10 protein-coding genes are annotated in these 12,529 nt (G+C 52.1%); 4 read left to right on the forward strand and 6 right to left on the reverse strand.

The features are described 5' to 3' along the window. On the reverse strand, positions 1–2,502 hold a 2,502-nt coding region (locus ACEW8P_RS05950), incomplete at its 3' end, for a WD40/YVTN/BNR-like repeat-containing protein (RefSeq protein ID WP_373512185.1). 2 nt (positions 2,503–2,504) lie between these two features. After that, complete coding sequence (tyrS, locus tag ACEW8P_RS05955) at positions 2,505–3,815, reverse strand: tyrosine--tRNA ligase (RefSeq protein ID WP_373512186.1); 1,311 nt, start codon at positions 3,813–3,815, stop codon at positions 2,505–2,507. A gap of 427 nt (positions 3,816–4,242) precedes the next feature. Between tyrS and ACEW8P_RS05960 the strand changes: the two genes are divergently transcribed. Next, positions 4,243–4,965, forward strand: a complete 723-nt coding sequence (locus ACEW8P_RS05960; RefSeq protein WP_373512187.1) for a ferritin-like domain-containing protein — start codon at positions 4,243–4,245, stop codon at positions 4,963–4,965. 37 nt (positions 4,966–5,002) lie between these two features. Next, a complete protein-coding gene (locus tag ACEW8P_RS05965; protein ID WP_373512188.1) occupies positions 5,003–5,797 on the forward strand; it encodes a ferritin-like domain-containing protein in 795 nt (264 codons plus the stop codon). An 88-nt stretch (positions 5,798–5,885) separates the two neighbouring features. On the opposite strand, the gene ACEW8P_RS05970 is transcribed toward ACEW8P_RS05965, so the two are convergent. The 4 genes from ACEW8P_RS05970 to ACEW8P_RS05985 form a co-directional block, all read right to left on the reverse strand. Beyond that, positions 5,886–6,224, reverse strand: a complete 339-nt coding sequence (locus tag ACEW8P_RS05970; RefSeq protein WP_373512189.1) for a hypothetical protein — start codon at positions 6,222–6,224, stop codon at positions 5,886–5,888. 6 nt (positions 6,225–6,230) lie between these two features. Beyond that, complete coding sequence (locus ACEW8P_RS05975; RefSeq protein WP_373512190.1) at positions 6,231–8,234, reverse strand: plastocyanin/azurin family copper-binding protein; 2,004 nt, start codon at positions 8,232–8,234, stop codon at positions 6,231–6,233. 104 nt (positions 8,235–8,338) lie between these two features. Continuing rightward, positions 8,339–10,066, reverse strand: coding sequence for a family 16 glycoside hydrolase (locus ACEW8P_RS05980; protein WP_373512191.1), 1,728 nt, complete (start codon positions 10,064–10,066; stop codon positions 8,339–8,341). 27 nt (positions 10,067–10,093) lie between these two features. Further along, positions 10,094–10,852 carry an NIPSNAP family protein gene (locus ACEW8P_RS05985; protein ID WP_373512192.1) on the reverse strand — a complete coding sequence of 253 codons (759 nt, stop codon included), beginning with the start codon at positions 10,850–10,852 and terminating at the stop codon, positions 10,094–10,096. Between the two features lie 409 nt (positions 10,853–11,261). On the opposite strand from ACEW8P_RS05985, the gene ACEW8P_RS05990 reads away from it, so the two are divergent. Next, complete coding sequence (locus ACEW8P_RS05990) at positions 11,262–11,495, forward strand: acyl carrier protein (RefSeq protein ID WP_373512193.1); 234 nt, start codon at positions 11,262–11,264, stop codon at positions 11,493–11,495. Between the two features lie 141 nt (positions 11,496–11,636). Continuing rightward, a partial coding sequence (gene gcvT / locus ACEW8P_RS05995) for a glycine cleavage system aminomethyltransferase GcvT (RefSeq protein WP_373512194.1) occupies positions 11,637–12,529 on the forward strand: 893 nt, incomplete at its 3' end.

Below are 12,529 nucleotides of genomic sequence, written 5' to 3' on the forward strand. Positions count from 1 at the left end.
CTTGCCGGGCGGCAGGGTGCGCAGCTTGGGCCGCGCGGGCGAGTCGTGCCGCAAATCCCACCACACGCGATTGACGCCCGGCTTGTTGGTGCCGCGTACCGTGCGGATTTCTTGGCCGTTTTGTAAAATTTTGATTTCCGGGACTTTGGCGAGCGTGTCTTTCAGGTAGTACTGAATCGGCACGCCATAGTTGGGACCGCGTCCGTCGCCGAGGGTACTTTCGGTGTGGCGCGATTCTCCTTCCTGAAAGCGGTAGCCTTTCCTGACGGGCAGCAACGCGTTGGCGGTCGGGCGGGCTTTTGCCATTTCACGGATCGGGGTCAGGTCGTCCAAAATATAAAAGCCGCGTCCGTAGGTCGCCACCACCAGATCGCCGAATTCTCTTTGCACTTCCAGCCAGTAAACCGGGGCGGGTGGCATATCCAGCCGCAACGACGACCAGGTACTTCCGTCATCGGGCGAGACGTACACGCTGTTGTCAGTACCGGCGTAGAGGAGGCCGCGCACGGCGGGATCTTCCTTCACCACGTGGACGAAACTCAGAATGGATTTTGGAATGCCGTCGCTGATTTTCTGCCAGGTTTTGCCAAAATCCGTCGTCTTCAAAATGTACGGGTCGAAGTCGCCCATTTGGTGCAAATCCACGCTGATGTAGGCCGTTCCCGCCGCATAGCGCGAGGGCTCGATGTTAGCGATGGTACCCCATGTCGGGACGGCCAAATTTTTGGTCAAATTTTCCCAGTTCTTGCCGCCGTCGCGGGTGAGCTGGACTTGTCCGTCGTTGGTTCCAGCCCAGATGAGGTCTTTCTCAACGGGCGATTCCTCGATAGCGAAGAGAAGGTTACCGTCGAAGGTCATCAGGTTGTCGGTAGCGATGCCGCCCGAATTCTGCTGGTGCGACTTGTCGTTGGTCGTCAGGTCCGGGCTGATGATTTGCCAGCTTTGCCCAAAGTCGTCGGACTTGTGAATGAACTGACTGCCGACGTACACCCGGTGCGGCGTGTGGGGCGAAAAACTAAGCGGGAAATTCCAGTGCCAGCGGTACTTCATGTCGGCGGGCGTCCAGCCGTAGCCTGACTCCGGCCATACGCGCACATCGCGGGCGTGGTTGGTGCGCAGGTCGTACACGTCCAGCCCACCGTCGTAACAACCCGACCAAATGATGTTATCATCGAAGGGATCGACCTTGGCGAAGCCACTCTCGCAGCCACCCACGGCCTGCCAGCTACTGAGCGGAATGCCGCCGCCCAGCGGATTGCTCGGCCCGCGATAGGAATAACCATCCTGCCGATTGCCATAGACAAAGTACGGCACGCGGTTGTCAACCGACACGTGGTACATCTGCGCGATGGGCAGCCTGACGGGCTGAAAAGACTTCATACGGTTGAGCGTGATGCTGGCGCAACCGTCGTGGGCCATCATCTGGCGGTCGCCGTTCGTGGGGTCAATCCAGTAATCGTGGTTATCGCCGCCACCTTTGTAGCCAAAATCAAAGGTTTTACCGCCGTCTTTGGACACGCCGTGCTTCACGCTAATGGTGTGGATTTCGTTGGCGTCGTCGGGCGCGACGGTGATGCGGCCGTAGTAAGGCGCGCGCTCCATGATGCTGTGGTCGCGCGACATCAGTTTCCAGTTTTCGCCACCGTCCTCCGAACGATACAGCGCCGGACTATCCATCTCGAACAACGCGTACACTACGTTTGGCTCGCCCGGAGCCACGGCCACCGCCACTTTACCCACCGGATTACCCGGCCCGCCCGGCAATCCCTTAGTGTGCAGCGGTTCCCAGCTTTTTCCCCCATCTTTCGAGCGATAGACACCACCGCCCTCGCCGCCACTTTTCAAGCCCCAGGTATTGATGTTGATATTCCACATCCCGGCAAAGAGGATGTCGGGATTCTCAGGATTGATCGCTAGGTCGTTGGCTCCCGTTTGCTCATTGACAAAAAGTACCTGCTCCCAACTTTTGCCGCCATCCTTAGTGCGATAAACGCCGCGCTCTTTTTGTGGGCCGTAGGTATGACCCAGCGCGCAGGCAAAAACGGTGTTGGTATCCTTCGGACTGACGACCACGCGCCCGATCCGGCCCGACTTCGGCAGACCCATATTCTTCCACGACTTGCCCGCGTCCGATGATTTGTAAATCCCATCACCCAGCGAGTGCGCCGGACGAATCACGAAGGTTTCGCCCGTACCTGCCCAGACTTGTTTCGGGTACTTTGGAGCCAACGCCAGCGCCCCGATGGACGATACTTCCTGATTGTCAAAAATCGGCTTCCACGTTACGCCCGCGTCATCGGTCTTGAAAATACCGCCCGAGGCCGCGCCGATGTACACGACGTTATTGTTACCCGGCTCGCCCGCGATGGCGATGGCCCGGTTGCCGTCGGGGCCAATGAAGCGGTAGCTGAGTTGCTTGAAATCTTTGGGGTCGAGTTTCTGGGAAAAACTCGCGGTGGCGCAGAAGATGGTAGCAAAGAGAAAGAGATAGATTTTTTTCATTTTTATTCCACTTTAACCAAATGATTCTTCTTGCCCTTCGACACTAATAAGAAGCGATCTTGAAGGAGATCGAATTCGGCGGGCGACTGTTCGGCGCTCGTGACTTTTACCTTATTAATACTTACTGCATTCTGCTGGATGGCACGGCGGGTCTCGCCTTTGGATGCGTAGATTTCGCCGTTGGTGGCGGTCGAGAGTAAATCGGTAATAGTGGCGCAGGACTCCCAGTCAGCGCGGCTGAGGATGGACTGAGGAACGCCGTCGAAGATTGTCTCGAATTCATCGGCTTCTATGGTTTTTAGCGTGTCGAGCGTGGCTTTGCCAAAAAGTACCTCGGAAGCTTTCACGGCCAAACGGTAGTCGCGGGCTGAGTGCACGCGCGTCGTCACCTCCTCGGCGAGGGCTTTCTGCATGATCCGCAGATGCGGGGCCTGTGCATGTTCGGCTTCCAGAGCCTCGATCCTCCCTTTGTTATATAAAGTGAAAACGCGCAGCTGCCGAGGAGCATCGTCATCCGATTGGTTGATCCAGAACTGGTAGAACTGGTAGGGACTAGTCATGTTGGGGTCGAGCCAGACGTTGCCACCCTCACTTTTACCGAACTTAGTGCCGTCGGACTTGGTAACAAGCGGCGTCGTAAGCGCAAATGCCTTAAAGTACCCTTCTGCGTCACCTTCCTTGCGGCGAATGAGTTCGGTACCTGTCGTAATGTTTCCCCATTGGTCGGAACCACCCATTTGCAGGCGAACGCCTTTGTTCTTATACAACCAGTAAAAATCGTAGCCTTGAAGCAACTGATACGAAAATTCGGTGAAAGAAATCCCCGTTTCCAGGCGCGTTTTGACTGAATCTTTGCTCGTCATATAATTAACGGACAAAAATTTCCCCACTTCTCGCAGGAACTGCAGGAAGCCCATTTCTTTGAACCAATCGTAATTGTTGACCATTTCGGCTGAGTTCTCGCCACAGTCGAAATCCAAAAAAGATTCTAGCTGCTTGCGGATACCTTCCTGATTGTGTCGCAGCGTGTCTTCAGACAAGAAGGATCGCTCCGATGCTTTAAATGATGGGTCGCCGATCATGCCTGTGGCCCCGCCGACAAGCGCAAGGGGTTTGTGGCCAGCACGTTGGAAGTGAACTAGCAGCATAACCGTGGCTAAATTGCCGATGTGCAGCGAGGCTGCCGTGGGATCGAAACCGATGTAGCCCTTCGTCATCTGTAGCTCAAGATGGGCTTCGGTACCAGGCATGGCGTCCTGTAACATGCCGCGCCAAGCAAGTTCCTGCATAAAATCAGGGTAGGTATTGGTCATAATGGGGGGAGTGATACAAGAGTTTTATTGGATCGCAAAGGTAAGGCGATTGTGCGATTGTAGGGAAATGACTGATAAAATAGTGGAATAATCGCCCTGTAACTGAGATTAGAAGGGGATTTTGAAACCCCCGATTTATTGATACTAATAAAATTGAATCATTCTAAATAAATTATTTGGAAGTAAGGAACAAAGCCAGCTTTGGCTTCTAAAAACAAATATAATCCTACTAGATCGGGAGGTTAGGTCTTAAAATATTAAAATAATCCAATAAGTGAGATAAAATCACATTATTACCTTTCCGAGATATGATTGGATTTAAAAATTCTTCTACATTTTCACTAATCCAAAATCGTGGGATTGGCGTAGTTTTTTTACTTAGTCCCAATTCTAAACGATTAAATAATTTTCAAAATCTTTCACAATTATGAGCAAAACGACAAAAAGACTATCACTGACTAACGGCTCTGAGGAGAATCCGATAGTGGATGTGGTAAATCGGCGCTTCTTTTTACGGTCGGCCGGATTGGCTGCCGCAACGGGTGCCTTTGTAATGCAGTCATGCATCAAGGATCACGATTTGGCTCCCGGTGGCGGAGTTGCGGTGAACCTGGGTACGGGCGATATCGGAATTTTGAACTACGCTTACGCCCTCGAACAATTGGAGGCTGCTTTCTATACTCAAGTAATCGCCACGCCCTATACGGGAATGAACGACAAAGAAAGGAGGTTGTTGACTGATATTCGTGACCATGAAATCATTCACCGCGAATTCTTTAAGGCAGCGATTGGTGCTGCTGCCATTAAAGGTCTGACGCCAAATTTCACATCTATTGATTTTAGTAGCCGTGACATCGTCCTGCAGACTGCGAAAATATTCGAAGATACTGGCGTTTCGGCTTATAACGGAGCAGGTATCTTGCTCGAGAATCCCACTTTCCTACTACTAGCCGGCAAGATTGTGTCGGTTGAAGCGCGCCACGCTGCTATCATTCGTGATTTCCTGCGTCCTAACGATCCGTTTTTTGCGGGAGATGACATTATAGACGGAAACGGACTGGGTCTATTGAAGCGTCCTAGCGAAGTGTTGCCCGCTGTGGCTCCCTTTATTTATGATAATATCGACGCCTCGGGACTACCTAAGCCTTGATCATTCTTTCAACCCAAAACACATTTAACGAGATACTATGAACATTTTCAAGATTATAGATGAAATACAAGAGGTGGACGGCGACGCGGTAGAGCGTCTGCAGCATGCCACCCGCCGTAGCTTCATGACGAAGTTCAGCCGGAGTATGGCCGCAGCCGCCGTACCCGTGGCGATGGGGACAATTTTCAACAAAGCTTATGCCTTCACACCAGGGGCGATTGATGTACTGAAATTTGCTCTCACGCTGGAATACCTGGAAGACGAGTTTTACAAAATGGGTAATGCCGCTCCCGGTCTGATCCCTGATAAGTACAAGGCTGTCTTCATGCAAATTGGCAAGCATGAGACACAACACGTGAATTTCCTGAAAGGAGCACTCGGTACGGCTGCTCCTGCCAAGCCAGATTTTGACTTTACGGCCAAAGGCACTTTTGCCAATCCATTCGGCGATTTCGACATGTTCGTATTCCTATCGCACGCTTTTGAGGATACGGGAGTTCGTGCCTACAAAGGGCAAGCAGGTAACCTGATGGCGAAGGAAGATGAGCCGCTACTGGATTACGCGCTTCAGATTCACTCCGTAGAAGCACGTCACGCTGCTAAGTCGCGAGACATTCTTTCTACGATTCGTGGCATCGACCGTATCAAACCATGGATTACGCTGGACGAAGGGTCGCCTAGACCGGTGTACGAAGGAGACAACAATACGATTCAGGGAGGTGTGGATATCACCGGAATTGCGGGTAAATCACTCGATGCAGTTACGGAGGCATTCGATGAGCCACTAACTAAAGACCAAGTACTGGCTATTGCCAAGTTGTTCATCAGGTAACAATACGGGCAATTTTGAAAAAAGGCGAATCGCGCGAGCGGTTCGCCTTTTTTGTTAAAAATCCAATTTTGAAATAACCCGTTCGATTTCAGTACTTTTTGATTAGCGTGTCTAATCTAACAATCGACCAAGTGTTTTCTTCATCGTTAAATTGTGAAACTCCTTTATAACTTATGTACGCCTCTGCTCCGAACACAGTGATGTCAAAAGGATAATTGCTCTTCTCATCACGCAGCCAGTAGTTGTAGCTTAGCTCGTATGATCTGTATCCTCCGATTTTGCCAACAACGCTTTCATTTTGCTGAGTGCTATTCAGGATATTTTCCAATTCCTCGGGACTATCCCGTTTAAATAAATATTCAACTAAAAGTTGAAAGGTAATAGCTAGTGCAGCAAACAAGAATAGAACCTTATACCATTTCTTCATAACGTCTCACTTCACCACCTTCATCTTTCCCTGCATCAAAGTATAATGTCCTGGAAAGGTGCAGACGTAGTCGTAGTCTCCCGTCTTAGCGGGCGCGACGAAGTACAGTGCCTCGCTGCTCTCGGGCTGCATGAGGGCGGTGTGATACAGCACATCGGGCGAATCAGGAATGTAGTTCATCTCTGCCCCTTTCAAACCTAGTTTAAGAGCGGCCTCACCAACTTTGTTGGCCATGCCGGGTTTCGTAATTACGCAGTTGTGCAGCATATCGTCTTCGTTGTTGAAGACAAATTTTACCTTGCTGCCTGCCTTGACCTGAATTTCATTGAGATCAAACTTCAAACCGGGCTTAGTACCAAGCGTAATAACCTGATCGGGGCCATTGGTCCAATTGGCAGGTTGGGTTGTGACGCGCTTGGCGGAACTCATCGCGACGGGTGCCGCTTCGCTCATGTTGTGCTGGCTGTGTTCCATCGCTGCGCCCACGCCGCTCTTGCTACTGGCCGTGAACTGCGAGGCGTCGGCCTGGTTGCCCGACGCGATTTCGTTCAGCGTGTAATAGCCTACGTTGTGCAGCAATGACATACCTTCCTTTGATTTTAACCCTTCGGCCTTCACTTCGTGAATATATCCTTTACGGAGCTTGATGGCATCCACTACCAAGCGAACACTAAGTCCGTCGTCGGCGACCACGATGCCCTTGATGGCCATCGGCTCTGCGTTGATGACAGGACTGCCGTAGGTGTGGTGGTACTTGTAATTGAAGCTATTGAGGCTATAAGAAGCCGAATTCCCCGCCGTGGCAGCATCCACGGGTAGTGTGAAAGTCAGTTTGAAGCCATCGGGCTGAGAGCGGATGGTCTTTATTTCAAAAGGCGTCGCTCCCGTCCACACCAGGCGCTCGATCCCGAAGGGGGCCTTACCCGTGGCGGCCCAGCCGCGGGCGGTTTGGCCCACAAACATCGAGCCGTCCAGTCCCCACACCATGCGGATTAATCCAGATTCAAAACCCTCACGAAAAGGAAAACAGGCACCCTGCCACACGCCGTTAATTTTTTCCATGTCCACACGCATAATTTTGCTGTGGCCCTGGTCGCCGACGAACATTTGCCCAACGAACGGACCGAAGGCTCCACCCGTGGTATCTTCCTTGAAATCAGAGGTAGAAATTCCCATCAGCGTGTGCGGAAACCATACGGCGGGCGGCTTGATTCCGGGGGTAGTTTGGGCCATGTCGTAGAGCGGCTCACCCGTGTCGGGAATGTCCTCGGGACGTAGTTTTACGGGGGAACCATCCTCATTGCTCCATCGCAGTCCGGCAGGGTTACCCGCAAAGTCGCCTTTCGCCAGGTGGGTCATGCGGCCCGATCCGACCCAGTCGCCCTGGTTTTCGGTGTAAAAAATATCGCCCTGAAATACGCCGAAACCCGCCGGAGAGCGCAGCCCCGTGGCCCAGGGCGTCAGCGAACCGTCATTGCCCAATTTGAGCATCCAGCCCCGCCACTTCGACTGGCTCGCGCCTTTGCCGATCCAGTCGAGATTAAGGGTTATGATCATCTCGCCGTTGGGCAATGGCACCGGGCCGTATGAATATTGGTGGTAGTTTCCCGACAGCGGCCATCGGGCGAAGGAATCGTACACATCGGCTACGCCATCATTATCGGTATCTACCAGCTTCGTGACTTCACCGCGCTGGGTGATTAGAAAATGATCGCCCCGGTACATAAGCCCCAGGGGCTCGTGCAATCCGTGCGCGAAGCGCTTAAAGGTGGGGCGTCCGTTTCCTTTCATGTAAGGATTGCCGACCATCCACACTTCGCCACGCCGCGTCGAAACGCCCAGGCGGCCATCGGGCAGCACCGCTAGTCCGCCCACTTCCATTTCAATGTTCGGCGGAATAGGCATGGTGACGATGCGGTAGTAATCGTCCTCGGTCATGGGGCGGTTTTGGGCGAAGCCCAGCGTGGCTATCGCCATTATTCCCAATAGGCTAAACAGGTACTTTTTCATTTAATTTTAATTTTTTATATAAAAGTTTTCGTGGATTTTTTCGCCTAAAAGTCTGGCCGTCTATTACTTGACGTGGGTGACCATTCTCTGGAGAAGTTCGATACTTACCAAAACAGGCTATAAGTCACCTCACCCCCCAACGGCAGCAACAATTCCTGCTTGCCCGCCGAATTGCGTTGCATGGGCCTGGCGTTCTTGTCGAGTCTGATGTAATAACGATCATCCACACGATAAAGCCCTTTTTCCAGCATGGTGATGCTATCGCCTGCCCCCAGCATCGCGTACATGCCCGATGGCGCGTTGCCTTCTACCGAAATCTTGCGGGTCAACCCCTTATCGTCGGCGGAGAGGCGGTCGGTGAGGGTAGTTGAGCCAAATGCGTAGCGGAGAGTGGGTACTCCATCGGCGGTCAGGCGGTAGCCGAGGTAATTGAGATTGGCAGAGTCGGGCCAGGCAGCGGAGTTGTTCTGCAAAGCTGCGTAGCTGCTTTTGCCGGAAACATCGACCGTCAGCCCGGCGGTTTTCAGCAATTGCGGTTCGCCGCGCTGGTACCACATTTCTGTCACGTCCGCAAAGGGACCGCGCCAGCCTTGTAGTAAAGCACCCCGATTGAGGTCGACGGTATAGTGCCATCCGGCGGGATTTCCCACCGAGAGGACGTGGGTACGCTTCTGCTTCTCATCTTGGTAGAAAACGAACGACCGAATCATCTCGGGGCCATTCTCGGGATCGACGCCCAAGTAGGGCTTGGGCTTGGGTACCGGAAGCGATGAGAGGGCTGTTAGGTCGTAGGGCCTGATGCCTGCTTTGGTAACGCTTACACTTAACCCCGGCGGAAACCATGGGAACCGGGCATACAATAATTTGAAACGGTGTGTGCCTTTTTCCAGATTTATCCTTCCTGGATGTGTGTCTTGCGATCTGCTTTCGGCCACGCTTACCACTTCCTCACCATCTACTGTCAGCCGCGTATTAGGCCCCGAATGAATGACGGTAAATACGTAGTTTCCTGCTTCTTCCACCTCCATGTCTCCCTCAAAAAAGAGTTGAAATTCCTTATGCCCGTTACCTAATTCTTGTGTAATCTCAGGAGTACTCCCCTCACGCTCTAACTCTTTCGGTTGTTCAGTCTTCCAGGAGTCGGTGTAAAGCTTATATGTGATATTGGAAACGCTCAGCGGCCGACGGTTACCCAGCTCCTGGTAGCCGATGTTCCGAAAGGCTACCGTGCCTTTAACTACTTCAAAGGCAATGGGTTCCTTGCCTGCCAACGCTTTGGGCAAGGGCCGATAACTACCCTGCTGCACCAGCGAGCCGTTCAAAGTCACGGAATTGACCCGGGCAACGTTGGGCTGGGTGGTCGAGGCATCGTACGCTATTTCGACGGTTTGCCAAAGGCCGGGGGCTTTGGTAGCGTTCATAATAGGAAATTGGCCCGTGTAGCCACTCGTAGAAGAACCCGGCGCAGCGGTGGGCGGCATATCAGCCAAAAGTACCCGCTGGTTGCCTGGCAGAATGACGTACGCCTGCGCCCCCGGCGCTAGCATGAAGTCGAAGCGCAGCCGCAAATCCTGCATATTGGCTTTCGTCTTGATAGTTTGTCCAGCGGTGCCTACCAGGATGCCGCCCCCCTTTTTGTCGTTCGACATCACGGTGCCGTTAGTTGGACTCATCATCACTTCCGGTGTGAGTTTCCAACCCGCGGAAGGGGCGTCGAAAGCGCTCAGGTTCTCCAGAGAGATAGGGGTGTAGCCGTCGGATGATTGTCCCCAAAGTACCGTCGAGCCTAGAAGCAGGAAACCGACGATACGGAATCGAAGAAATTTGAACATATTTTGTTACTAAAAAATGAAAACGGATTAACGAATGGGTGAAAAATCAGTAGCTTTCAAGTAGGTGGATTCCACTTTCTCCACCAGTTTGCCGTTACGCTCGGAATAGTCCCGCGCCTTGATCCACTCAGGATCGGCCCGGAAGGCGTCGAAGGCTTTCTTGGCGTCTTCCAGACTCGGATGCGCCAGCATGTACACCAGGCGATTGTCCACTTCATCGGGAAGCCAGTAGTTGAGGTTGGTCATGCCTTGCTTGGCAAAAAGCGCCGTGGTGTGGTTGCGGAAGCGGGCTACTAACTCGGGCAGCATTCCGGGATTGGTGTGGTACATGCGCAACTCGAAGATGCGGTCATTGGCCGGGCCGCTCACTTTCATGGGAAATGAGAAGTCGGTTTCGTGCATGAACATATTCTCTACGCGCTTCACGATTTTGCCGTCTTTTTCTGAGTCGCCCTGCGCTTTTTTCCAGTCAGGGTCGCTGCCAAACGCCTTCCAGGCTTTGTCGCGGTAGGTGCGGTCGCCGGGATAGGAGAGGACATACACCAGCTTGTTGTCGGTATTGTCAATCGGTACCCAGTAGCCGACGTTCGTCATGCCGTGCTTCTCGAAAAGCTGCATGGTATGGTCGCGGAAGCGGGCGAGTAAAGCATCGAGGCGTCCCGGTTCGCAGTAGTAAGTGCGCATCTCGTGAAGACGCGTTTGGTCTTCGGTTTTCTGCGCCATTGATCTATCAATTGAGAATGTTCCGGCCAACACGAGGAGAAGGAGCGCTAATTTAGTATTCATGGGCAAGGTAATTTCTTAAATTTATACGATGATAGGTGCCTTTAAAAGCAAGAACTAATCGTATCTAACCCTTACCTAACGGAAATTTGCAGTCGAAGTTTTTCAGAGAAAATCTTTTCCCATTTCCAACCATTTTAACTTGAGTATGATCCTGGCTATCAAATGAACGGTTACGTTTTAGCTTGTGTGTTTATTTTTTTTGTAAAAAACCAAGATTGATTCTTTGGCTGCTTTCCGACAACTCCGCATCTCGGTTAAACACAATATTCTGATGAATAGCAACTTGAAAATTATTTCCGCTGTTTGCAACAATTAGCACTTTTCTATGGTACTAACTCTAAAAGTCTAACGTTTCTCAGAAATCGAATGCCTGCGGGCATTCTTCCCCATTATAAAAACAATCCAAACCATGAAACAGCGAATTCTCAATATCCTGAACAACTTTGGCCTGCAAGCCTCAGCCATTACCGATGACGCCCACTTCGTTAGAGACCTCGGCTTCGACAGCCTTGACTTAGTCGATATGATGATGCAGTTGGAGCAGGAGTTCGATATTGCCATCCCCGACGAAGACTACCCGCGCATTACTTCTATGAGTAGCCTGATGAAGTACTTGCGCGAGCAACAGGCGGTAGCGGCGTAAAGAATATTTAGGGAGATTTGTATTGAATGGCAGCGTGGTCTTTTTTAGACCGCGCTGCTTTTCGGATTTTGTGCCTTCGCTACTCTGTCACTTTGCCTCTTTCTTCCTACTTTTGCCCCCAATACAACCGAAATTGACCTAATGAAACAAGTTCCGTTGCACGAAGTACACGTCAGGCTGGGTGCCAAGATAGTGCCTTTCGCCGGCTTTGAAATGCCTGTTCGCTATTCGTCCGACCTGGACGAACACCATGCTGTCCGCAACGGTGTGGGTGTCTTCGACGTGTCGCACATGGGCGAATTTGTGCTGAAAGGCCCAAAAGCACTGGATTTGATTCAGAAAGTATCAGCCAACGATGCCTCTGCGCTGTATGACGGCAAAGTGCAGTACAGCTACCTGCCCAATGCCACAGGCGGCGTCGTTGATGACTTGCTCGTGTATCGTTACGATGAAAACGAGTACTATCTGGTCGTCAATGCTTCCAATATCGAGAAGGATTGGGACTGGATCGCGAGACACAACACTGAGGGTGTGGAAATGGAAAATATTTCCGACAGGTTGTGCCTGTTGGCGGTACAGGGCCCAAAAGCTACTGCCACGCTCCAAAAATTGACGGAGGAGAATCTATCAGCGATGGAGTACTATACCTTCAAAGCTGGTACCCTGGCGGGTATCGACGATGTCATTATCTCGGCCACGGGCTACACCGGAGCGGGCGGCTTCGAGATCTACGTCTGGAACAAAGACGCCGAGGCGATGTGGAACGCCATTTTTGCCGCCGGAGCCGAATTTGGCATCAAGCCTGTAGGCCTGGGCGCGCGCGACACGCTGCGCCTGGAAAAAGGCTACTGTCTCTACGGCAACGATATCGACGAAACTACCTCTCCGCTGGAAGCAGGCCTGGGCTGGGTCACGAAATTCAACAAAAGCTTCATCAACGCCGAAGCCCTCAAAGCCCAGAAGGAAAAAGGCCTGCCCCGTAAACTAGTCGGCTTTGAACTCACGGAAAAAGGCATCCCGCGCGGCCACTACGA

Source organism: Persicitalea sp. (assembly GCF_041751555.1).
GTDB lineage: Bacteria > Bacteroidota > Bacteroidia > Cytophagales > Spirosomataceae > Persicitalea.